Source organism: Streptomyces sp. NPDC037389 (assembly GCF_040636475.1).
GTDB lineage: Bacteria > Actinomycetota > Actinomycetes > Streptomycetales > Streptomycetaceae > Streptomyces > Streptomyces hesseae.
In genome coordinates, this window is record NZ_JBEZUS010000017.1 from 12,534 (window position 1) to 33,130 (window position 20,597).

A 20,597-nucleotide genomic window follows, 5' to 3' on the forward strand; every position below is an offset into this window, starting at 1 on the left:
TCCCCCAGCTACCGCTGGGAGGTACCCCCAGGCGTCGCCCGACACCCCCAAGCTTAATCAGCTGCCGGTGGCCGCCTTCCATGCGTTGACATAGGAGGGGAGATTCCTGTCGATGTCGGCCCAGTCGGGGCGGAATATCTCGACGCCCTTCATGAGGTTCGCCAGGGAGGTGGCGCTGAGGTCGGTGGCCTTCACGTCCGTGCGGGAGGAGAATCCGCCGCCGACGCCGGACACGGCCTTCTGGACGGGTTCGGTGAGGAGGTAGTCCAGGAACCTCTTGGCGTTCTCGTCGTGCGGGGCGCCCTTCACCAGTCCGGCCGCGTAAGGCAGGGCGAAGGTGGTGGGCTTTCCGTCGTCGCCGGCCGGGAAGAAGATCCCCTGGTTCGGCATGGACTTCATGTTCGCGAAATTCATCTGGACGTCGCCGTTGGCCACCAGGAGTTCGCCCTTGTCGACCTTGGGGGCGAGCTGGCCGGTCGACTTCGAGGGGCCGACGTTGTTGGCCTGGAGGTCCTTGAGGAAGGCCATGGCCTTGTCCTTGCCGCCCAGGTCGTGCATGGCCTTGATCAGGACGGCGGTGCCGTCGCCCGCGACGCCGGGGGTGGAGTACTGGAGCTTCCCCTTGAACTTCGGGTCGAGGAGGTCCTTCCAGGTCTTCGGCGGAGTGCTCTTCAGTTCCATCGAGTTGTAGATGAAGCAGAGGTAATTGTTGGCGATCGACGTCCATTTGCCGTTCGGGTCCTTGTCGCTCGCGGCGACGTTCTCGGATCCCTTGGGCGTGTAGGCCTCCAACAGGCCCTTGCCGTCCGCCTGCTGGATGAAGGGCGGCAGGGTGACGACCACGTCGGCCTTGGTGTTGGACTTCTCCCGGTCCAGGCGCTGGACGAGCTCTCCGGAGCCGCCCTCGACGTAGTTGACCTTGATTCCGGTCTCCTTCTGAAAGTCCTTGAAGACCTTGTCGTAGAAGCCGGAGCCGTCCTCGGCCTTGAGGCCGTCGGCGCTGTAGACGGTGATTTCCTTGGCGTTCCCCGCGGCGGAGGCGCCGCAGCCGGTGAGGGTCGTGCCGAGGGCGAGGACCGACAGCGCGGCGGCGAGCGCGAGCGGGCGGGGCTTGAGGGAGCGAGGCATGACGTGTCGGACTCCTTCGGGAGATACCGGTGGGGGGACGGTATGGGGAGGGACGGCAGGGAAAGGGGGGTCTAGCGGTAGGAGGCCCTCGTACGGATCCGGGAGACCGCGGTCAGGACGATCAGCGTCGTGCCCATGAGGACGACGGCGAGCGCGGCGCCCGAGAAGAGGGACCCCCGGTCGGTGGCGGCGAAGACCTTGACCGGCAGGGGCAGCCAGTCCGGCGGGTAGAGCATCATCGTGGCGCTCAGCTCGCCCATGGACAGGGCGAAGCAGAGGCCGGCGGCGGCCGACAGGGACGGCAGCAGCAGGGGGAGCTTGACCCGCCGCAGCACATGCGCCGGGCTCGCGCCCAGGCCGGCCGCGGCCTGCTCGTACGCCGGGTCCAGGCGGCTCAGCGCAGCGGTCACGGACTGGTGGGCGAAGGCGGTCACCAGCACGGTGTGGGCCAGGACGACGATCGTGGGCGTGCCGTTGAGGAGCAGCGGCGGCTTGGAGAAGGCGACGAGGAGCGAGAGGCCCACGACCACGGAGGGCACGGCGACCGGCAGCATGAACAGCGTGTCGACGGCCCGGCTCAGCCGGCGGGCCCGGGTGCGCAGCGCCTGGACCGCGAGGGCGGACCAGGTGCCGATGGCCAGCGCCAGCGCGCTCGCCGCGAGGCCGGTCAGCAGGCTGGTGACCAGCGCGTCGAGCGCGTCGCCGCGGGAGACGTCCCGGTAGTGCGCGAGGGTCGCGCCGGAGGGCAGCGCGCCGCTCCAGCCGGTGGCGAAGGAGGCCGCGAGGATCACCAGGAACGGCAGCGCGAAGACGGGCAGGAAGACCGCGGTGAAGGCGGCCCACACGGCCCACCGGGCGGGGCGGCTATGCACGAGCACGTCGGACTCCGTTGGTGGAGACGAGGAGGCGGTAGAGCCCGTAGAGGGCCACCGAGAGGGCGATGTTCACGACCGCGACGACGCAGGCGCCCGTGTAGTCGCCGTCGAGGATCGCCTTGCCGTAGATGAGCGTCGGCAGCGTCGTCACACCCTTGGCTCCGGTGAAGAGCACGATCCCGAACTCGTTGAGGCACATCACCAGCACCAGCGACCCGCCCGCCGCGAGCGAGGGCAGCGCCTCGGGCAGGATCACCCGTCGTACGATCCGGGGCGCGGTGGCCCCGAGCGAGGCGGCGGCCTCCAGCTGCGCGGTCTCCACCTGCGAGAAGGCGGCGAGGAGGGGTCGCATCACGAACGGGGTGAAGTAGGTGACCTCCGCGAGGAGCACGCCCCAGGGGGTGTGGAGGAAGTCGAACGGGCCGTGGGCGGCGCCGGTCATCCCGGTCCACAGGCCGTTGGCCATGCCGACGGTGCCGTAGACGAAGAGCAGGGCGAGGGTGATCAGGAAGGACGGGAAGGAGAGGAAGACGTCGATGAAGCGGCTCAGCGCCTTTCCGCCCGGGAAGGGGACGAAGGCGATGACGAGCGCGAGCGCGAAGCCGAGGGCGACGGCGCCGAGGGTGGCGCCGACGGCGATGAGGACGGTGTTGGTGAGGGCGTCGCGGAACGCGGTCTGCGCGAGGACGTCGCTGTAGGCGGACAGCGAGAATCCGCCGCCGTCAGGGGAGACGGACTCCCGGACGACCAGGGCCAGGGGGTAGAGGAAGACGAGGCCGAGGGCGGCGACGGGCGGGAGGGCGAGGGCCCAGGCGGCCCGGCCGGGCCGGGTCGCCCCGGGGCTAGCCACGCGCCACTCCCGCCGGCAGCAGTACCGCGTCCTCGGCCGCGAAGTGCAGCGACACCTCCGTGCCCAGGGGCGGCGGCTCCCGCAGTTCGCGGACGTCGGCCTTCACCCGGTGGCCGGCCACGTCGACGTGGAGCCGGTGGGTGGCGCCGCGCCACTGGAGCTCGGCGACCGTGCCGCGCAGGGTGTTGGGCCCGGTGCCGAGCCCGACCAGGTGGGGGCGGACGCAGAGCGTGGCCGAGGCCCCGGGCGCGGCGGCACCGGCGGCCACGTCCAGCCGGGTGCCGGCGAATTCGGCGCCGCCGTCCCTGACGGTGACGGGCAGCAGGTTCGCGTCGCCGACGAAGGACGCCGTGAACTCGGTGCGCGGGCGGCGGTAGAGGTCGTGCGGGGTGCCGCAGTCCTGGAGGCGGGCGCTGTCCATGACCGCGATCCGGTCGGCGAGGGTGAGCGCCTCGACCTGGTCGTGGGTGACGTACAGCATGGAGACGTCGGGCAGTTCGCGGTGGAGCCGGGCGAGTTCGGCGAGCATGCCGGAGCGCAGCTGGGCGTCGAGCGCGGAGAGCGGTTCGTCGAGGAGGAGTACGCCGGGCCGGACGGCCAGCGCCCGGGCGATGGCGACGCGCTGCTGCTGGCCGCCGGACAGCTCGCGCGGGTAGCGCTTGGCGTAGGCGGTCATGCCGGTCATCTCCAGCGCCTCGGCGACGCGGGCGGCGATCCCGGCGCGGGGCGCCTTGCGGGCCTTGAGCCCGAAGGCGACGTTGGCGTCGACCCGCATGTGCGGGAAGAGCGCGTACTGCTGGACCACCATGCCGACGCCCCGCCGGTGCGGGGGCAGCGCGGTGACGTCCCGGTCGCCGATGAGCACCCGTCCGGAGGCCGGCTGGACGAACCCGGCGACCGCCCGCAGCGCGGTGGTCTTGCCGGAGCCGGACGGGCCGAGGAGCGCCATGACCTCGCCGGGTTCGACGGTGAGGTCGAGTGAGTCGAGAACGGTGTTCCCGCCGTAGGCGACCGAGACGTTCTCAAACGTGATTCCGGACATCAATCGCCTTCCGCGGCGGACCGCTCGTACGCGGCGATGGCGTCCGGGAGTTCGGCGACCGACCCCAGGACGTGGGTGGCTCCGGCGGTGCGCAGGGCGGGCTCGTCGTGGGCGCCGGTGAGGACGCCGGCCGCGAGGGCGGCGCCCGAGCGGCGGGCGCTCAGCATGTCGTACGAGGTGTCGCCCGCGACGGCGATGCCCCGGACGGAGTCGGCGGCGTGGGTGCGCAGCAGGGCCGTGAGGACCATGTCCGGGTACGGGCGGCCGCGGCCGCCGGCGTCTGCCGGGCAGAGGGTGAGGTCGGCGAGGCCGGTCCAGCCGAGGGCGGCGAGGATCGCGTCCTGGGTGACGCGGGCGAAGCCGGTGGTGAGGACGACGGTCCGGCCCTCGGCGCGCAGCTGCTCGATGGCTTCGCGGGCGCCGGGGATCGGCGCGACGTGCCCGGCGTCGACGAGCTGCCCGTAGGCGGTCTCGAAGGCGGCGTTGGCGCGCTGGGCCCGTTCCTCGTCGCCGCCGAAGAGGTGGCGGAAGACGGAGATCTTCGACTCGCCCATGGTGGCGCGGACGTAGGCCAGTTGCCCGGCGTGCTCGGGGGTGCCGGGTTCGACGCCCAGGGTGCGGGCGGCCGCGTCGAAGGCCCGCTCGACCAGGCCGTCGTCGGCGACGGTCGTGCCGGCCATGTCCAGGACGACCAGGCCGATCTTCTCGTTCTCTCGCATCTCTTTCACCACTCCAGTGCGTCGGCGGTGGTCTCGGCGATCGCCGGGGAGCAGGTCATGCCGCGGCCGCCGGGGCCGGTCACCAGCCACACCCCGTCGCGCACCTGCTCGCGGTGGACGACGCGGGTGGTGTCCACGCACTGCGCGTACACCCCGGCCCAGCGGTGCCGGATCTTCGGCAGCGGCCGGCCGAGGAGCCCTTCGGCGACGGCGGTCAAGTGCTCGTAGGGGTCCTCGACGACGTCGAAGGAGAAGGGCTCGGCGTATTCGTGGGTGTCGCCGATGGTCAGGCCGCCGTCGGCGCGCTGAACCATGAGCAGCTGCATCTTGTGCTCCGCCGCCACCGGGGGCTGGGGCTTCGCCGCCGCCATGGCGTCGAGGCCGGCGCCCGCGTAGGCGGGGTAGTAGCGGAAGCTGTCGGCGTCGGCGACGGAGGTGGTGAGCTTCTCGCCCAGCGGCGCGGTCTGCATCATCTGGAGCCGCACCCGGCGGACGGGGAGCGTGGGCGCGAGCTCGCGGACGAGGCCGCCCAGCCAGGCGCCCGTGCACAGGACGACCGCGTCGCCCGTGTGGAGGTCGCCGCGGTCGTCGCGGACGGCGCGCTCGCCGACGACCTCGCGGACCTCGCGGCCGCCGAGGAAGGTGTAGCGGCCGGAGGCGAGGAGGGCGTCCTTGAGGGCGCGCTGTGCGGTGCGGGGCTCGACGGCCGCGTCGCGCTCGCACCACAGGGCGCCGAGGAAGTCGCCGCGCAGGGCGGGGTTGAGGCCGCGGGCCTCGTCCGGGGTGAGCAGCCCGAAGCCGCGGGCGGCGGCGTCGGGGCGGGCCAGGGCGGCGCGGGCGACGGCCAGTTCGGTCTCGTCGGTGACGGCCGTCAGGGATCCGTTGGCGCGGAAGCCGAGGCCGGGGACGGCGGCGCCGATCTCCTCCCACAGCTCCCGGGCGCGCAGGGCGGTCTCCAGCTCCTCGCCGGCCGCCCGGCCGCCGACCCAGACCAGGCCGAAGTTACGGACGGAGGCGCCCCGGGCCTCGGCCTCCCGCTCGATGTGGACGACCTCGTGGCCGCGTTGGACTGCCTGCCAGGCGTGCATGGTTCCCAGCACCCCGGCTCCGACGACTATGACTCGCATGACTCGAACAGTCGTCGGGCGCGGTGTCGCCAATGCAGCCGTACGGCGACGCGGCGGTGAACGAGCCGCCAAACTTGGCCTAGACCCGTTATCGTTCCGTTATCACCCCTCCCGGCCCTCGCCCCGCAGGTGCGCGGTGAACGAGAACCGGTCCCCCCGGTACAGCGACCGCACCCGCTCCAGCGGGCGGCCCTCGGTGTCGCGCGAGACCCGGTGGATCAGCAGCATGGGCAGCGCGGGCGGCGTACCGATCAGCAGCGCCTCGCGCGGGGTGGCCAGCACGGTCTCCAGCCGCTCGTCCGCGTCGCCGAAGGAGATGCCGAGGCGCTCGCGCAGATAGCCGTAGAAGGACGAGTCCGGGGCGAACTCGGCGTCCAGCGACGGCACTCGCGCCACCGCCACGTACGTGCTCTCCAGCCCCACCCGTTCGTCGTCCGCGAGCAGGACGCGCTCCATGTGCCACACCGGCTCCCCCGCCGCCACGCCGAGATCGGGGGCGAGGCCCGCCGGGCAGGAGAGGCGGTCCAGGCCGATCAGGGCACGGCCGGGGCGGCGGCCCTGACGGCGTACGCCCTCGGTGTAGCTGGCCAGGGACAGCGGCTGCTCCAGCTTGGGCCCCGCGACGACCGTGCCACGCCCCATACGGCGCAGCCGCCCCTCCAGCAACAGCTCGCGCAGGGCCTGCCGCACGGTCTCGCGCGAGACCTCGAAGCGCGCCGCGAGCTCGCGCTCGGTCGGCAGCGGTCCGCCCTCGCCCAGCTCGTCGAGGAGCGCGGCCACGCGTGTCTTGACCGCGTAGTACTTGGGGATCCGGCCGTGTTCCGGGATTCCCGCGCGGATGGGGGCGCCGGGCCGCTGACCTGCCATGTCATGGGGGTGCGTGTGCGTGTTGTCCACGGCGCGATCCTCGCACCCCCGGGTGACGCCCCGGTGCCGGCGGGCGCCGGCGGTTCGGTCAGGGGGCGTCAGCGGTTCAGTCGTCGTGCCCCGACCACCAGCGCCGTCCCGGCGACCAGCAGGGCGAGGGCGGCCGCGCCGACGGCGAACACGGGCCGTTCGTCACCGGTGTCGGCCAGTCCGGGCGGCTCCAGGTGCGCGGCGGCGTCGGGCCGCGCGGGAGCGGTGGCGGCCGAGGGCGTCGCGGCTCCGCCGCCGGCCCCGACGGCGAACGTGTAGTCGTCCGACTCCCCCACCCACGCGCCGTCGCCGCCGCGCTTCTGCACGGCCGTCACGTTGACCGTGACCGGCCCCTCGGGGGCGTCGCCGGCGAAGCCCAGCCGCAGGGGCACGGTGAGCGAGCCGTGGGCTGGCACGGTGAAGCCGGGGAAGGCGGGCGCCTCGCCACCGGGTGCCGGTGAACCGCCGTCCAGGACGCCGACGTTCTCCGCCTCGTCGGTCCGCTCGAAGCGTACGGGCAGCCAGCGGCCGTCCCCCGGGTCCTGGAAGTCCAGGTGGAAGTCGGCGGGTTCAAGGGCCCGGCCCCGGTCGGCGAGGACCGCGACGGGGTGGATGGCCCGGCACTCGGTGGCGGTGGCGTTGCGCAGCTCCAGCCGCCAGGCGCGCGGGGTGCCGCCGCGCTCGTATCCGGCGGGACCGCCGGCGATCCGCGACGTGATCGGGAACTCGGCGCTGTGCGGGTCGCCGCACTGCTGCCGCCCCGGGTCGGCGGGCGGACGCGCCGCGCCGACGGCGCCGAGCGCGAGCACGGCGCCGCAGACGAGCAGGGCGCGGCGGGGGGCGGAGCGGGGCGACGGCTTGGGGGGCCTGTTCATGGCGGGCCTTTGCGGCTGGGGGCTCCGGTCGTCCGCAACCTTCCACGGCCCACGCCGTCGGGGGCGTACGGCACGGGCACGTACGGCCGACCGGGCGTCAAACGCCGCCCGATGAGCCGACAGTCGTTTGATCCGGTCGGGTCATTCGGCCGAGCGGGTGAGCGCTGCCGGAGCGGCGGGCGCCAGGGCGCGGCCCGCGCCGAAGAGCGGCGCGAGCACGAGTTCGGCCGCACCCTCGGCCACGGCGCGCTCCCCGCCGGGGGCGACGGCCACGGGCACGGACGCGGGGAGCTCGGCGCGTACGCCCTGTACATACGGGTCGGGGTCGGCCAGCAGCGTCCGGCCGCCGAGCAGCACACGGTCGATGTCCAGCAGCTGGACGAGGTTGGCGGCGCCGACGCCGAGCAGGCGCGCGGCGAGGGCGGTGTCGCCGTCGGCGACGGCCCGCAGGCACAGGACTTCGAGGCAGCCGCGTCTGCCGCAGGGGCACGGCGGCCCGTCGAGCCGCAGCACCTGGTGCCCGAACTCCCCGGCGCCGGTCCGGGCGCCCCGGTGCACCTCGCCACCGAGCACGAGCCCGGCGCCGAGGCCGGTGCCGAGGTGGAGGTAGGCGAAGGAGCCCGGCTCGCGCGGGGCGGACCGCAGGAGGCCGAGCGCGGCGGCGTTGGTGTCCTTGTCGAGGACGACGTGCCGGCCGAGCCGCTCGGCCAGCACCTCCCGCAAGGGGAAGCCGCTCCACTGGGGGAATCCGGTCACGTCCCGCAGGACGCCGCCGATGTGATCGAGCGGCCCGGGGGCGGCGACGCCGACGCCGAGGAGGGAGGCCGCCGGTGGGACTCCCCCGCCTTCCAGCAGCGCCCGCACCTCCCCCACGACCACGTCGGCCAAGGTTTCCGCTGTCGCGCCGAGAGAGAGCGGCACCGTGCGAGTCGCGACAGCCGATCCCGTGAGGTCCACGACCGTGACCGTCACCGCGTCCCGGTCGACGTGCACCCCCACCGCCCGTCCCGCCCCCGGCACCAGCCGTAGCGCCGTCGCCGGCTTGCCGCCCGTGGAGACCCGTCGTCCGGCCTCGGCCGCGAAGCCCTCCGCCCGCAGCCGTGCCGTGATCTTGCTGACGGCCTGGGGCGTCAGCCCCGACCGCGCGGCCAGCTCCGCGCGGCTCGCGCCGTCCTCGCCCGCGTCGCGCAGCAGTCCGAGGACCACGGCGGCGTTGTGGTCGCGCAGCGCGGCGAGGTTGGCTCCAAGATTGCTCACAGACCCCATTCTCCCCTCCACTTGCGCTTACGCAACAGCGTTGCCAAAGTGGAGGGCATGAACACCGGCATGGACACCGCCCCCTTCCGCGTCGGCCTGATCGGCTACGGCCTCGCGGGCTCCGTCTTCCACGCCCCGCTCATCGCCGCCGCCGACGGGCTCACCCTCGACACGGTGGTCACCGCCAACGCCGAGCGGCAGCGGCAGGCCGTGGCCGAGCACCCCCGGGCCCGTACTGTCGCCACCGCCGAGGCGCTCCTCGCCCGTGCCGCGGACCTCGACCTGGTCGTCATCGCCTCCCCCAACCGCACCCACGTCCCGCTCGCCCGCGCCGCTCTCGAGGCCGGGCTGCCGGTCGTCGTCGACAAGCCGCTGGCCGCGACCGCCGCCGAGGCGGAGGAGCTGGCCGCGCTGGCCGAGACGCGCGGGCTGCTGCTCAGCGCGTTCCAGAACCGCCGCTGGGACAACGACTTCCGCACCGTCGCCAAGCTGGTCGGGGGCGGCACGCTCGGCAAGGTCCGGCGCTTCGAGTCCCGCTTCGAGCGCTGGCGGCCCCGCCCCAAGGGCGGCTGGCGCGAGTCCGGCGACCCCGCCGAGATCGGCGGCATCCTCTACGACCTGGGCAGCCACCTCGTCGACCAGGCCCTCACCCTCTTCGGCCCGGCCGTCACGGTCTACGCCGAGTCGGATGTGCGCCGGGCGGGCGCGGAGGCCGACGACGACACGTTCATCGCCATCGGCCACGCCTCCGGCGTCCGCTCCCATCTGTGGATGAGCGCCACCGCCGCCCAGCTCGGCCCGCGCTTCCGGGTGCTGGGCGACACGGCCGGCTATGTGAAGTACGGGCTCGACCCGCAGGAGGGCGCGCTCCGCGAGGGGCTGCGGCCGGGCTCGGCGGCGTCCTGGGGCGTCGAGGCGGAGTCCTCCTGGGGCCGGCTGGGCGCCGGGGAGTCCCCGCTGACGGGCGGCGGCGAACCGGTGCCGACGCTGCCGGGCGACTACCCCGCGTACTACGCCGCGATCGCCGAGGCGCTGCGCACGGGCGGCCTGCCGCCGGTCACGGCCCGGGAGGCGGCGGCCGCGCTGCGCGTGCTGGAGGCGGCGAAGACCTCCGCCGCCGAGGCGCGTACGGTCACGCTGAACGGCTGACGGACAGCGGGGCCCGCTCGCGCCACCGTGCGACGGCGGGCTCCAGCATCGCCCCCATCTCCGGCATCGTCGGCACGAACGCCAGCGCCCCCACCACCTGGAGCAGCCGCGCGCCCTCCATGACCTCCAGGAGGGCGGGGTCCACGGGCCCGCCGCCGGCGCGCTCGTACGCCTCGATCCCGTGCGGGCCGACGAGGGTCAGGTCCCACTCCACGGGTCCGAGGGTGACGTCCTCGAAGTCGCTGAAGAGCCGGCGACCGCCGGTGACGCGCAGCATGTTGTACGCGGGGGAGTCGCCGTGGAGCGGCTGGAGGCGGGCGCCGGGGAAGTGCGCGGACAGGTCGGCGGCCAGCGCTTCGAGCGCGGCGTACTCGCTCTCGGCCCGGTCCAGGTCCGCCGCGGTGAGGCCGTCCGGCCGGTGCTTGCCCAGCTCGTCCAGCAGGGGGCGCAGACCGGGTACGAGCGGGGAGAGCACGGGCAGTTCGCCGGGGTAGCCGGCCAGGAGGGCGTGCAACTCGGCCGCGTTCCCGGTCTGTTCGGCGAACCGTTCCTGGAGGTCCTCGTCGGCGGCGGGCTTCTCCTCGCTGACGAACTCCCAGAACGTCAGCGACGTCCCGTCGGTCACGACCGGTTCGCGCGGCACCAGCGGGCTGGGCCGGACGACCGGGGCGCCGATGTCCGCCAGCCAGCCCGCGACGGCGAGTTCGCGGCGCTGCTTGCGCGCCGGCTCCTCGGCGCCGGCGAAGCCCAGGGACGGCACCCGCACGACGACGGGCTCGGGCGCGAGGTGCACCAGCACGTTGAACACGTCGTGCAGCACGCGGGGTTCACGGGCGTGGAGCCCCAGCCGGAGCCCGGCCCGGGTCGCGATGTCCACGGCGCGTCGGGCGCGTTCGCTGAGGTTCGTCATGAAGGTGATCATGCCGTCCGGGTCGGGCCCTGTCGAAGAGATTTCCCGCGATCTAAGCTCGTGACAGCATGATCCAGCCCAATGGGGAGGACTGACCGATGGATACCGCCGAGACAGCCGGGATAGCCGAGATCACCTCGCCCGAGGAACTGCGCGAACTGCTCGGCGAGCCGACGGCGGCGGCCCTCGGCAAGGTCCGTACGCGGCTGCACGATCTCGACAAGGAGTGGCTGGCGCGTTCGCCGCTCTGCCTCGTGGCGACGGCGGCGGCCGACGGCACCTGCGACGTCTCCCCGAAGGGCGACCCCCATGGCTTCGCGCTCGTCCTCGACGACACCACCCTCGTCATCCCGGAACGCCCCGGAAACCGCCGCGCCGACGGCTTCTTCAACATCCTGAGCAACCCTCACGTCGGGCTGGTCTTCCTCATCCCCGGGCGCGGTGACACGCTCCGCGTCAACGGCCGCGCCCGGCTCCTGCGCGACGCGCCCTTCTTCGACGAGCTGGTGGTCAAGGGGCACCGCCCCCGGCTCGCGCTCCTCGTCGAGATCGATGAGGTCTTCCACCACTGCTCCAAGGCCTTCCTGCGGTCCGCCCTCTGGAAGCCGGAGACGTGGCGGCCCGAGGAGATGACCTCTCGCGCGCGGATCGCCAAGCGCCTGGAGCGCCCGGAGACGCCGCTGGAGGAGCTGGAGAACTACTACGGCCCGCGGTACGCGGACGGCCTGTACGGCTGAAATGGCCGGAACACTCCGAATCGGAGTGAACTGGAACCAGTGCCCTCTTTTGCGGCGTCGTGAGTGATGTCCTGGCCGCAACTGGAGAGGAAACCGAGACGTTGGAGACCACAGGGGCACACCCGTCGCGCCGCGCCATGCTGGCCCTCGGCACCGGGGCCGCGCTGGCCGCCACGCTGACCACGGGCGGGAGCGCCGTGGCGGCCACGCCGCGGCGCGAGGACGAGATCGCCCGACGGCTGAGGGAGCTGGAACGGAAGCACTCGGTCCGGATCGGCGTGTACGCGCGCGACACGGCCACGGGCCGGACCGTCGAGCACGGCGCGGACGACGCGTTCCCGATGTGCTCGGTCTTCAAGACCCTCGCCGCGGCGGCCGTCCTGCGCCAGGACCGGCGCGGCGAACTCCTCGGCAAGCGCCTCCGCTACACCGAGCGGCAGACCGAGGACTCGGGCTACGCCCCCGTCACCGGCAAGGCCGAGAACCTCGCCAACGGCATGACGATCGCCGAACTGTGCGCCGCCACCGTCGGCGAGAGCGACAACGCCGCCGCGAACCTGCTCCTCCGCGAGCTGGGCGGCCCCAGCGCCATCACCCGCTTCTGCCGCTCGATCGGCGACGGCACGACCCGCCTCGACCGCTGGGAGCCCGAGCTCAACTCCGCCGAGCCGGACCGCGACACCGACACCACGACCCCCGCCGCCATCGGCCGCACCTACGAACGGCTCGTCCTCGGCGCCGCGCTCCCCCGCCGGGACCGCGAGCGCCTGACCGGCTGGCTGATCGCCAACACCACCAACACCGAACGCTTCCGCAAGGGCCTGCCGGGCTGGACCCTCGCCGACAAGACCGGCGGCGGCTCGGCCTACGCCGTGGCCAACGACGTCGGCATCGCCTGGCCCCCGCACCGCCGCGCCCCGATCGTCCTCGCCGTCCTGACGACGGCCCTCTCCGCCACCGCCCCGACGAACAACGCGCTGGTGGCCGAGGTCGCGGCACTTGTGGGGACAGCCCTCGTCTGAAGCGGACCACGGGCCACCGGGGCGGCCGGGACCACCTGCGATCATGGCGAGGAACATTCCTTCGCCCGCGAGGTGATTTTTTGAAAAAGGTGGCACTGCGTTCCCACGCACTGTTGCCTCGGCGGTACGACGACCGAAAGGTCCTGGCCACCACGGTGGACGCGTGGGGCAGAGCCCTCTGGCTCCCCTGCCCCGACGCGGAACTCGTACCGAACCCGTACGGAAGACCCAGTCCCGTCCCCCGGCGCCACCCGTATGACGCCCTCCTGGTCATCAGCGATGCCGGTGCCGTCCAGGAGCGCGTCCTCCGGAACGTGACCTTCCGCGTCTACGGCCTGGACGCGTTGCCCAATGGACGGATCATCCTGAAGGGCTACGGCGGCCCGGACGCGCCCAACGCGCAGATCTACGGCCGCGAAGGCCGGCTCCGGCGCCGCCTCTCCATGGGACGCGCCATGAACTTCCTGATGGCCGACCGGCTCAATCACTTGTGGAGCGCGTACGGCGACGAGAGGGTCTTCGTCGACCCGATCAGCTCCGCGGGCCTGGTCCGATGGGACAGCGGCGGCAACCGGCGATGGGGCTACACCCCGCCGGAGGGCGTCCAGCACATCGTCGACGTCCACGCGCTCAATGTCGACGCCGGAGTTGCCCACGCCGCCTACTACCCGACGTTCCCCCTGCTCCAGGCCCATGCCGATGGACGGATCCACGTGCGGAAGAGCCAGGTCGCCGCGCCCTCGGGCCTGGCCGTCCACGGGGACGACGTCGTCGTGCTCGGCGGCAACGGCCTACGCGACCGGCTCTTTCACTGCCGCATGACGAACCACGAGGTCCTGGTCACCGACGAGTCCGAGCTCGTCGCGTCCTACCCCTCGATCGCCAGGCGGATCGCGAGGTCCCTGATCGGTGAACCGCGCCGCAGTTCTCGTCCCCTGAGCTCCGCCACAAGATGGCGGGACGAGCCGTGACAGCGCATCCACTCGGGCGCCGTCCGCTCGGCCGCCAGCAGGGCACGCGTCGCCTCGCCGTCACGACGCATCTCCGCGTAGGCCTGAGCGCGGTCCAGATGGTGGCGGGCCTGCCAGGTGGGCGGCAAGCCCGACAGGTCCGGGATGCGGACGGCATGCGTCAGGGCCTTGTCGGGCTTACCCATGTCCACATACGCGTTGACCGTGGCGACCCCGGCGTTCGTCGGCCCGAAAGGAGTCGCGTAGTCGAGCCGGTCGACGCCGATGCGGGCCGCTGCGGCTGCCGCCAGCGACAGCAACTCCTCTGCCGTATCCACGCGTTCGGCCCGTACAGCCGCCGTCGCGCCACGCAGCAGGAGAATGCCCCAGAGGGCGAGATCAAGAGGGGCCGAGCGGAATCCGGGCTCGATGCGCTCGGCCATCCGTACGGCCACACGCTCCGCGTCGGAGATGCGCCCCTGCTTGGTGAAGATCCACGACAAGGTCGAGACGCCGATGGTCTCCAGGCGAGGATCGTCGGACCGGGCGGCGGCCTCCATGGACCGTTCCAGCGCGGTGTAGGCGGCGTCCTCCTTGCCGAAAGCGGTCAGCGTCGTGGCCGCCACCTGATACGCCTCCGCCAGCACGGCGTACGACGCCGCCCGGTCCGCACCGGTGTAGTGCCCGGCCGCCGCGCGGGCGTCGGCCAGGAGCGTGGGGAGCACGGCCGTGATCTTCGTCAACTCGCCCTGTCGCCGGACCTTTTCCGTACTGCGGATGCTGTCGCGCAGCTCGCTCACGGAAGGAGGGGGAACGTCATCCTCCGCACCGAGTCCCGGAAGCCCCGGGAAGCCGGACAGCGGTGTCACCGCCTGGCGCAGCGCGAGGATGCTGGGCGACTCGGCACCGCCGGAGGTCTCCAGGACCGCGGGCGGACCGAGCAACGCCGAGGTCTCGACGTCGAGAGCGCGCGCCAAGCGGTTGAGCGTGCTCATCCGGGCCGTGAAGCGCTGGTTCTGCTCCAGTTCGCGGATCGTGTCCACGCTCAACCGAACCTTCTCGGCCAGGCCTTCCTGGGTCAGGCCGCGCCGTACGCGCAGCTCGCCGAGCCGGTCCCCGAGTGTCACCGCCATAGCCCCGCCCGCCGGGAGAGTGGAACGCCTCACCCCACAGTACGCCCGCTACGGGAGGGCCCCTCACGCCCGGAACGTCCTCCGGTACGCCCCCGGTGAGACGCCGATCGCCGTGTGGAGGTGCTGTCGCAGGGTCGCGTCCGTGCCGAAGCCGACGCGTTCGGCGACGCGGGTCACCGGGAGGTCGCTGCTCTCCAGGAGGTGGCGGGCCAGGTCGACGCGTTGCTGGGTGAGCCACTGGCCGGGGCTCAGGCCCACCTCGGCGCGGAAGTGGCGGGTGAAGGTGCGCCGGCTCATGCCCGCGTGCCGGGCCAGGTCGGTGAGCTGGAGGGGCTCGTGGAGGCGGTCGAGGGCCCAGGCGCGGGTCCCTGACGTGCCGGTGTCGGCGCTGTGCGGCACCGGGCGTTCCACGTACTGCGCCTGGCCGCCCTCCCGCTGCGGGGGGACGACGCAGCGGCGGGCCACGTGGTTGGCGACGCCGCTGCCGTGGTCCCGCCGGATGAGGTGGAGGATCAGGTCGATGCCCGCCGCGGCCCCCGCCGAGGTCAGGACGCGTCCGGCGTCCACGAAGAGGACGTCGGGCGCCAGGGCGACCCGGGGGTACAGCCGCTGGAAGCGGTCCGCGTGGCACCAGTGGGTGGCCGCGCCCTTGCCGTCCAGCAGGCCCGCGGCCGCCAGGACGTAGGTGGTGATGCAGATCCCGACGATCCGGGTCGCGGGCCGGATCCGGGCCAGCGCCTCGGCCACGGGGGCGGGCAGCGCGTCGCTGTCGACGATGTCGGCGAACGCCTCGGACGCGGGGATCACCACGGTGTCGGCCGTGGCCAGCACCGACGCGTCGTGCTCGACGCTGATCGAGAAGTCGGCGCCCGTACGGACCGGGCCACCGTCCGGCGAGCAGGTCAGCACCTCGTACAGCTGTCGGCCATCCGGGTCGACAGCGACGCCGAACAGGCGCGACGCCAGGCTCAGCTCGAACGGGATGACGCCGTCCAGCGCCAGGACCACCACACGATGCATGGCCCGATTCTTGCATGTCATGGCCTCCGGGCCACTGTCGATCACGTTCCGGGCCGGGAAATCCTTACGTCCATGAGCAAGAGCACGATGAAGGCGATCAGCCAGAACAGCTACGGCGGCCCCGAGGTCGTCCAGATGGTCGAGACCGAGCGGCCGGTCCCCGGCCCCTCCGAGGTACTGGTCCGCGTCCGCGCTGCGGGCATGAACCCCACGGACTGGAAGCACCGGCAGGGCGCCGGCTTCCTCGACCGGCTCCCCCTGGTGCTGGGCTGGGACGTGTCGGGCGTCGTCGAGGCCGTGGGCGTCGGCGTCACGCTGCACGAGCCCGGGGACGAGGTGTTCGGCATGCTCCCCTACCCCTACGGTGTGGGGTCCTTCGCCGAGTACGTCGCCGCCCCGGCCCGCGCCCTGGTGCGCAAGCCGGAGGGCGTCGACCACGTCCAGGCGGGCGCGATCCCGCTGGCCGCGCTGACCGCCTGGCAGGTGCTGGTGGACGCGGCGGACGTCCGGCCCGGGCAGCGGGTGCTGATCCACGCCGCGGCCGGTGGCGTGGGCCACCTCGCCGTGCAGATCGCCAAGGAGCGGGGCGCGTATGTGATCGGCACGGCCAGCGCCCCCAAGCACGCGTTCCTGCGGGAGCTCGGCGCGGACGAGACGATCGACTACCGGAACCAGGACTTCACCGAGATCGACCCCGTCGACCTGGTCTTCGACACCATCGGCGGCGACACGGCCGACCGCTCCCTGGACGTCCTCAAGCCCGGCGGGCAGCTGATCAATATCGCCCTGCTCTCCTACGCCGAGGACCTTCCCGAGCGGGCCGCCGCCCGGGACGTGCGCTTCCGCCCCCTGCTCGTCGAGGCCGACCAGGAGGGCATGCGGTCCATCGCGGACCTGATGCGCGCCGGCAAGCTGAAGGCGGCCGTCGAGGCGGTCTTCCCGCTGGACCGGGCCGCCGAGGGGCACGCGCTGGGCGACACCAACCGGGTGACCGGGAAGGTCGTCCTCACCGTTTCCTGACCGCCCCCTGCCCCTGCCCCCTCAGCGTCTGCGGTAGGCCAGGCGCAGGTTCTGGCCGCCGCGCCGGGCCCGCCGCAGGTCGAAGGCGTCGGCCCGGCCGAGCGCGGCCATGTGCCCCCGCCGGAGCAGGGGGCGCCAGAGGAAGAGCACGAGCTGCCCGCCCGGGCGCAGCACCCGGGCGGCCTCGGCCAGCGCCGTCTCCGGGTCGGCCATCTCCTCCAGGCTGTAGCTGTAGAGCAGCGCGTCCAGGGTGGCGGAGGCGAAGGGCAGGGCCAGCCCGTCGCCGCCGACGTGGACGGTCCTCGCGCCCGGGCCCGTACGGCGGTGGGCGCGGGGGTCGTGGGCGGCCGGGTCGAGCGCGATCAGCAGGCCGCCGGGTCCCAGGTGGGCGGCGAGGGCGGGGGTGTAGTACCCGCCGCCGCTGCCGATCTCGGCGCAGCGCATGCCCGGTCCGGCCGCGATCCAGCGCACGTCGCGCCGCGGATCGTCGCCCAGGACGCGGCGTGCGAGGCGGAGGCTGACGACTGGGTAGCAGCCGCTGGGGGTACGGGGCATGGGAGACCTTTCCGCGAGGCCTGTCCGTGTGGGTCCGCGCTCACTCCGCCACCCTCATCCGGGTCCGGAACAGCACGACGAGGGCGAGTCCGGCACCGGCGGCGACGAGGGCCGTGCCCGCCGCCATGTACGCGCCCATCGGCGGTCCGGTGCGGGCCAGTTCATGGCCGTCGCCGGCGACCGGCGCGTCCTGGACGGGGGCCCAGGAGGCCCCGGGGGCGCCGGCGAGGCCGGCCGGGCCGACGGCCGGGGCGGCGGGGCCGCTGGGCACCGGCAGGGGCAGGGGCTCGCCGGAGTCGGCCGGGTCCGCGGGCAGGGTGGTGCCGCAGTCGGGGAGGGAGCCGTCGAAGGGGTAGGCGTGGAGGGCCTGGCCGCCCGCGCCGGGTCCGGACTCGTGGATGAGGGAACCGGCCGTGAAGAAGCGGCCGTTGATGCCCGGCAGGGTGACCCGGGTGACGCTGGAGCGACGTCCGACGAGCACGGTGCCGTCCAGCTGGCCGCCGCCGGTGAGACGGACCTCCTTCGCGTCGGGGAAGTTCCACAGCAGCCGCTCCCGCCGCACTCCGGTGAGCCTGCCGGAGGACGTGCTGACGGCCCGGGCCGTACCGCCGTCGGGGTTGGTGACGTTGACGAGCACGGTCGCCCCGTCCGGGACGTAGCGGAACAGCAGTTCCTGCGCGCCGCCGCCGGGGGCGACGAGGTCGAAGGGGGCGTTGAAGACCTGGAGGCGGGAGCGGCCGTCGCCGGTGAAGACCGTGGCGGCACCCTGGTTGACGGCCGTGCCCGTGCTGCGGCGGGCCACGCCCCGCTCGTAGGCGTAGCAGTTGCTGGCGGAGGTCAGCTCCTCGCGCAGGGGCCCGTAGAGGGCGACGGTGCCCACGTCGCGCACGGCCTTGGGGCTGACCGTGCCGGTGTGGACGCTCCCGGCGTACGCCACGGTCCCGCTGACCGGGCCCTGTTCGGCCACGAGCCGCTGCCCGGCGGCCACCTTGAGGTCGCCGCCGATCCTCAGGAACGGCGAGCCGTTCTCCGGCGGCACCCGGGAGCCGGTCCCGACCACGCCCACGTTGTAGGCGGGCGGGACCCCGGCGGCCTTGGAGACGTCGAAGTCGCCCAGTACGACGATCCGTCCCTCGGCGTCCGCCGCCGCCTGGCGCACGGTGTAGTCGCCGCCGACGAAGATGTTGACGCCGTTGTCACGGCTGGTGACGGGGCCGTTGTTCGGCTCGGGGTACGCGCCCGGGCACGTCCCCGGGACACAGGGACCCGGGCCCGCCACGGGCGCCGAGTCCTCGGTGCCCATCATGCTGAAGGCACAGGCCAGCAGCGTGCCCCCGATCAGGGACAGCAGGGCCATCACCGAGGCCGCCGGGCGGTTCACCCGGAGCCATCGCACATACTCCTTGTGCTGCATGGGCCGGGGGTGCTGCATGGGGTGCATATCCGAAAATATGCCTAGTAGGGGTGCCGGATCGCCGCAGCACACGCCTCCGTGCCCCCGGACGGCCCACGGCCGGCGCGCCGGTGGGCGCTAGGCGCCCTTGAGCCGCTGCCGCTGCCGGCCCAGCCCCTCGATCTCCAGCTCCACCACGTCCCCGGCCCGCAGATACGGCTTGGGCTCGGGCCGGGCCAGCGCCACGCCCGCCGGGGTGCCGGTGTTGACGACGTCCCCGGGGTGGAGCGTCATGTACTGGCTCAGATGACGCACCAGATGCGCCACCGGAAAGATCTGCTCCGCCGTGCTGGAGTCCTGCATCAGCCGGTCGTTGACCCACAGACGCATCCTCAGCGCCTGTGGGTCGGGTATCTCATCGGCCGTCACCAGCCAGGGCCCCAGCGGATTGAACGTCTCGTAGTTCTTGCCCTTGCCCCAGGCGTTGCCCCACTGCCCGCCGTTGCGCCCGTTCTGGTACGAGCGCTCGGAGACGTCGTGGGAGAGGACATAGCCCGCGACCGCCGCCAACGCCTCCTCGTCCGTCCGCAGATAGCGCGCGGTGCGGCCGATGACGACGCCCAGCTCGATCTCCCAGTCCGTCTTCACGCTGTCGCGCGGCACCAGCACCGTGTCGTCCGGGCCGACGACCGTGTCGGGCGCCTTGAGGAACACCACCGGCTCGGCCGGTGTCGCCACCCGGCTCTGGGCGACGAGATCCCGGTAGTTGACCCCGATGCCCACGATCTTGCCGATCCTGGCCAGGGGCGGGCCGGTGCGCAGCCCGGCCGGGTCGAGGACGGGCAGGATCCGGGCCCCGACGGCCGCCCGGACGCGGTCGAGGGCCGCGGGGTCGCCGAGCAGCGCCCCGTCGACGTCCGCGACCAGGGGCGACAGGTCGCGCAGCGTCCCGTCCTCCTCCAGCAGCGCCGGGCGCTCGGCCCCGGCGGGCCCGACCCGCAGCAGTCTCATCACCACACCCCCCCCCACATGATCGAACAGGACCGGAGGCTGTCTCCACAAGCCCCCTTTCGGCCCCTGGTCCCGATACGGCGCCCTATGCGGCGGAAGTCCTTCCCTTCCGCCGCGTCGTCCCCTTGGCCGGGCCCTCGGCCGAGTCCTTGGCCGGACCCTTCGCCGGATTCCCCGGCACCGTCTCGCGCGGGGTGCGCAGCGGCTGGAGCAGCATCCGCTCCACCGCCGTCCACGTGGTGGTCGTCGCCAGGTACAGCCCGGCCGCCAGCGGCACCACCGCGGCCGTGACCAGCGTGCCGAACGACAGCAGCGGCAGCACCTTCGCCATCGCCGCCATCCCCGGCACCTGCTCGTCGCCCGCCACCGGCGCCGGCAGCGCGGCGGCGGTCTTGCGGTTGCGGAGGAACGTCCACGTCGCCACGGCCGCGATCAGCGCGAACAGCCCCAGATACACCAGCCCCTGGGCGCCGAACGCTCCCCCGTGACCCAGCGCGCCCGCCCAGCGGCCGCCCAGGGGGGCGCCCAGCAGCGTGTGCTCCAGCAGGTCCCCGCCGTCGCCGGTGGAGAACAGGTGGTACATCACATAGAAGACCGGGAGCTGGGCGAGCGACGGCAGACAGCCGGCCAGCGGCGACGCCCCAGCCTCCAAGTACAGCTTCGCCCCCTCCTCGCGCAGCCGCTCGGGGTCCTTGCCGTGCCGGCGCTTCAGCTCGGCCAGCCGGGGCGCGAGCTCGGCCCGGGTGCGCTCGCCCCGCGCCGCCGACCGGGCGAGCGGGAGCAGCGCGAGCCGTACGCAGCAGGTGAGGACCACGATCGCGGCGGCCGTGGCCGAGGCGCCGAAGAGCGGATCGAGCGCGTCCGCGAGATGGGTGAGAAGCGAGCCGAGATTCGAGAAAAGCGGTGAGAGGAAAGACATGGCGAGTG

At 73.5% G+C, this 20,597-nt stretch carries 21 protein-coding genes; 5 read left to right on the plus strand and 16 right to left on the minus strand.

The genetic code is table 11. From position 1 onward, the window contains the following. Positions 1–57 precede the first annotated feature (57 nt). The 9 genes from AB0E98_RS29040 to AB0E98_RS29080 all read right to left on the minus strand — a co-directional run bounded on the left by AB0E98_RS29040 (position 58) and on the right by AB0E98_RS29080 (position 8,779). Positions 58–1,128: a 2-aminoethylphosphonate ABC transporter substrate-binding protein gene (locus tag AB0E98_RS29040; protein ID WP_361708266.1), complete on the minus strand. Its 1,071-nt coding sequence runs from the start codon at positions 1,126–1,128 to the stop codon at positions 58–60. 71 nt (positions 1,129–1,199) lie between these two features. After that, a complete protein-coding gene (locus AB0E98_RS29045) occupies positions 1,200–2,006 on the minus strand; it encodes an ABC transporter permease subunit (RefSeq protein WP_361708269.1) in 807 nt (268 codons plus the stop codon). Then, the gene (locus tag AB0E98_RS29050) at positions 1,993–2,853 is read right to left on the minus strand and encodes a 2-aminoethylphosphonate ABC transporter permease subunit (protein ID WP_361708272.1); all 861 of its coding nucleotides are present in this window, start codon (positions 2,851–2,853) and stop codon (positions 1,993–1,995) included. The genes AB0E98_RS29045 and AB0E98_RS29050 overlap by 14 nt, the downstream gene beginning before the upstream one ends. Beyond that, positions 2,846–3,895, minus strand: a complete 1,050-nt coding sequence (locus AB0E98_RS29055; RefSeq protein WP_361708274.1) for an ABC transporter ATP-binding protein — start codon at positions 3,893–3,895, stop codon at positions 2,846–2,848. Before AB0E98_RS29055 ends, AB0E98_RS29050 begins: the two co-directional genes overlap by 8 nt. Then, positions 3,895–4,614, minus strand: a complete 720-nt coding sequence (locus AB0E98_RS29060; RefSeq protein WP_361708277.1) for a phosphonatase-like hydrolase — start codon at positions 4,612–4,614, stop codon at positions 3,895–3,897. The genes AB0E98_RS29055 and AB0E98_RS29060 overlap by 1 nt, the downstream gene beginning before the upstream one ends. A gap of 5 nt (positions 4,615–4,619) precedes the next feature. Beyond that, positions 4,620–5,741, minus strand: a complete 1,122-nt coding sequence (locus AB0E98_RS29065) for a TIGR03364 family FAD-dependent oxidoreductase (protein ID WP_361708280.1) — start codon at positions 5,739–5,741, stop codon at positions 4,620–4,622. Positions 5,742–5,843: 102 nt separating this feature from the next. Continuing rightward, the gene (locus AB0E98_RS29070) at positions 5,844–6,608 is read right to left on the minus strand and encodes a GntR family transcriptional regulator (protein WP_361708504.1); all 765 of its coding nucleotides are present in this window, start codon (positions 6,606–6,608) and stop codon (positions 5,844–5,846) included. Between the two features lie 98 nt (positions 6,609–6,706). Next, positions 6,707–7,513 (minus strand): hypothetical protein, encoded by an 807-nt coding sequence (locus AB0E98_RS29075; RefSeq protein ID WP_361708283.1) that lies wholly within the window; start codon positions 7,511–7,513, stop codon positions 6,707–6,709. A gap of 141 nt (positions 7,514–7,654) precedes the next feature. Further along, positions 7,655–8,779, minus strand: a complete 1,125-nt coding sequence (locus AB0E98_RS29080) for an ROK family transcriptional regulator (protein WP_361708286.1) — start codon at positions 8,777–8,779, stop codon at positions 7,655–7,657. Positions 8,780–8,827: 48 nt separating this feature from the next. Here AB0E98_RS29080 and AB0E98_RS29085 point away from each other — a divergent pair, with 48 nt between their 5' ends. Then, the gene (locus tag AB0E98_RS29085; protein WP_361708289.1) at positions 8,828–9,919 is read left to right on the plus strand and encodes a Gfo/Idh/MocA family oxidoreductase; all 1,092 of its coding nucleotides are present in this window, start codon (positions 8,828–8,830) and stop codon (positions 9,917–9,919) included. On the opposite strand, the gene AB0E98_RS29090 is transcribed toward AB0E98_RS29085, so the two are convergent. After that, positions 9,903–10,829: a phosphotransferase gene (locus AB0E98_RS29090; RefSeq protein ID WP_361708292.1), complete on the minus strand. Its 927-nt coding sequence runs from the start codon at positions 10,827–10,829 to the stop codon at positions 9,903–9,905. The two genes, AB0E98_RS29085 and AB0E98_RS29090, sit on opposite strands and share 17 nt — an antisense overlap. A gap of 98 nt (positions 10,830–10,927) precedes the next feature. Between AB0E98_RS29090 and AB0E98_RS29095 the strand changes: the two genes are divergently transcribed. From AB0E98_RS29095 to AB0E98_RS29105, 3 genes are all read left to right on the plus strand, one after another. After that, on the plus strand, positions 10,928–11,566 hold the full coding sequence (locus AB0E98_RS29095; RefSeq protein ID WP_361708295.1) for a pyridoxamine 5'-phosphate oxidase family protein: 639 nt from the start codon (positions 10,928–10,930) through the stop codon (positions 11,564–11,566). A 137-nt stretch (positions 11,567–11,703) separates the two neighbouring features. Beyond that, positions 11,704–12,588 carry a class A beta-lactamase gene (gene bla / locus AB0E98_RS29100; protein WP_361708506.1) on the plus strand — a complete coding sequence of 295 codons (885 nt, stop codon included), beginning with the start codon at positions 11,704–11,706 and terminating at the stop codon, positions 12,586–12,588. Between the two features lie 89 nt (positions 12,589–12,677). Continuing rightward, positions 12,678–13,559: a hypothetical protein gene (locus AB0E98_RS29105; RefSeq protein ID WP_361708298.1), complete on the plus strand. Its 882-nt coding sequence runs from the start codon at positions 12,678–12,680 to the stop codon at positions 13,557–13,559. Here AB0E98_RS29105 and AB0E98_RS29110 read toward each other — a convergent pair. Together AB0E98_RS29110 and AB0E98_RS29115 are read right to left on the minus strand one after the other, a co-directional pair. Further along, positions 13,457–14,671 carry a helix-turn-helix transcriptional regulator gene (locus AB0E98_RS29110; RefSeq protein WP_361708300.1) on the minus strand — a complete coding sequence of 405 codons (1,215 nt, stop codon included), beginning with the start codon at positions 14,669–14,671 and terminating at the stop codon, positions 13,457–13,459. The genes AB0E98_RS29105 and AB0E98_RS29110 overlap by 103 nt on opposite strands. 63 nt (positions 14,672–14,734) lie before the next feature. Beyond that, positions 14,735–15,691, minus strand: a complete 957-nt coding sequence (locus tag AB0E98_RS29115) for a helix-turn-helix domain-containing protein (protein WP_361708303.1) — start codon at positions 15,689–15,691, stop codon at positions 14,735–14,737. Between the two features lie 87 nt (positions 15,692–15,778). Here AB0E98_RS29115 and AB0E98_RS29120 point away from each other — a divergent pair, with 87 nt between their 5' ends. Further along, positions 15,779–16,711, plus strand: coding sequence for an NADP-dependent oxidoreductase (locus AB0E98_RS29120; RefSeq protein WP_361708508.1), 933 nt, complete (start codon positions 15,779–15,781; stop codon positions 16,709–16,711). 21 nt (positions 16,712–16,732) lie between these two features. Here AB0E98_RS29120 and AB0E98_RS29125 read toward each other — a convergent pair whose 3' ends face one another. From AB0E98_RS29125 to AB0E98_RS29140, 4 genes are all read right to left on the minus strand, one after another. After that, positions 16,733–17,266, minus strand: coding sequence for a methyltransferase domain-containing protein (locus AB0E98_RS29125; RefSeq protein WP_361708306.1), 534 nt, complete (start codon positions 17,264–17,266; stop codon positions 16,733–16,735). A 40-nt stretch (positions 17,267–17,306) separates the two neighbouring features. Next, positions 17,307–18,707 carry a choice-of-anchor A family protein gene (locus tag AB0E98_RS29130; protein ID WP_361708308.1) on the minus strand — a complete coding sequence of 467 codons (1,401 nt, stop codon included), beginning with the start codon at positions 18,705–18,707 and terminating at the stop codon, positions 17,307–17,309. 90 nt (positions 18,708–18,797) lie between these two features. After that, positions 18,798–19,670 carry a fumarylacetoacetate hydrolase family protein gene (locus AB0E98_RS29135; protein ID WP_361708311.1) on the minus strand — a complete coding sequence of 291 codons (873 nt, stop codon included), beginning with the start codon at positions 19,668–19,670 and terminating at the stop codon, positions 18,798–18,800. 85 nt (positions 19,671–19,755) lie between these two features. After that, the gene (locus tag AB0E98_RS29140) at positions 19,756–20,589 is read right to left on the minus strand and encodes a membrane protein insertase YidC (protein ID WP_361708312.1); all 834 of its coding nucleotides are present in this window, start codon (positions 20,587–20,589) and stop codon (positions 19,756–19,758) included. Positions 20,590–20,597 lie beyond the last annotated feature (8 nt).

What these genes read in the sequence shown, in the direction of transcription:
- AB0E98_RS29040 (WP_361708266.1), bottom strand. Translation starts at nt 1,128, where the DNA reads ATGCCTCGCTCCCTCAAGCCCCGCCCGCTCGCGCTCGCCGCCGCGCTG.
- AB0E98_RS29055 (WP_361708274.1), bottom strand. Translation starts at nt 3,895, where the DNA reads ATGTCCGGAATCACGTTTGAGAACGTCTCGGTCGCCTACGGCGGGAAC.
- AB0E98_RS29060 (WP_361708277.1), bottom strand. Translation starts at nt 4,614, where the DNA reads ATGCGAGAGAACGAGAAGATCGGCCTGGTCGTCCTGGACATGGCCGGC.
- AB0E98_RS29065 (WP_361708280.1), bottom strand. Translation starts at nt 5,741, where the DNA reads ATGCGAGTCATAGTCGTCGGAGCCGGGGTGCTGGGAACCATGCACGCC.
- AB0E98_RS29070 (WP_361708504.1), bottom strand. Translation starts at nt 6,608, where the DNA reads ATGGCAGGTCAGCGGCCCGGCGCCCCCATCCGCGCGGGAATCCCGGAA.
- AB0E98_RS29075 (WP_361708283.1), bottom strand. Translation starts at nt 7,513, where the DNA reads ATGAACAGGCCCCCCAAGCCGTCGCCCCGCTCCGCCCCCCGCCGCGCC.
- AB0E98_RS29080 (WP_361708286.1), bottom strand. Translation starts at nt 8,779, where the DNA reads ATGGGGTCTGTGAGCAATCTTGGAGCCAACCTCGCCGCGCTGCGCGAC.
- AB0E98_RS29085 (WP_361708289.1), top strand. Translation starts at nt 8,828, where the DNA reads ATGAACACCGGCATGGACACCGCCCCCTTCCGCGTCGGCCTGATCGGC.
- AB0E98_RS29090 (WP_361708292.1), bottom strand. Translation starts at nt 10,829, where the DNA reads ATGACGAACCTCAGCGAACGCGCCCGACGCGCCGTGGACATCGCGACC.
- AB0E98_RS29095 (WP_361708295.1), top strand. Translation starts at nt 10,928, where the DNA reads ATGGATACCGCCGAGACAGCCGGGATAGCCGAGATCACCTCGCCCGAG.
- bla (WP_361708506.1), top strand. Translation starts at nt 11,704, where the DNA reads ATGCTGGCCCTCGGCACCGGGGCCGCGCTGGCCGCCACGCTGACCACG.
- AB0E98_RS29110 (WP_361708300.1), bottom strand. Translation starts at nt 14,671, where the DNA reads ATGGCGGTGACACTCGGGGACCGGCTCGGCGAGCTGCGCGTACGGCGC.
- AB0E98_RS29115 (WP_361708303.1), bottom strand. Translation starts at nt 15,691, where the DNA reads ATGCATCGTGTGGTGGTCCTGGCGCTGGACGGCGTCATCCCGTTCGAG.
- AB0E98_RS29120 (WP_361708508.1), top strand. Translation starts at nt 15,779, where the DNA reads ATGAAGGCGATCAGCCAGAACAGCTACGGCGGCCCCGAGGTCGTCCAG.
- AB0E98_RS29125 (WP_361708306.1), bottom strand. Translation starts at nt 17,266, where the DNA reads ATGCCCCGTACCCCCAGCGGCTGCTACCCAGTCGTCAGCCTCCGCCTC.
- AB0E98_RS29130 (WP_361708308.1), bottom strand. Translation starts at nt 18,707, where the DNA reads ATGCACCCCATGCAGCACCCCCGGCCCATGCAGCACAAGGAGTATGTG.
- AB0E98_RS29135 (WP_361708311.1), bottom strand. Translation starts at nt 19,670, where the DNA reads ATGAGACTGCTGCGGGTCGGGCCCGCCGGGGCCGAGCGCCCGGCGCTG.
- AB0E98_RS29140 (WP_361708312.1), bottom strand. Translation starts at nt 20,589, where the DNA reads ATGTCTTTCCTCTCACCGCTTTTCTCGAATCTCGGCTCGCTTCTCACC.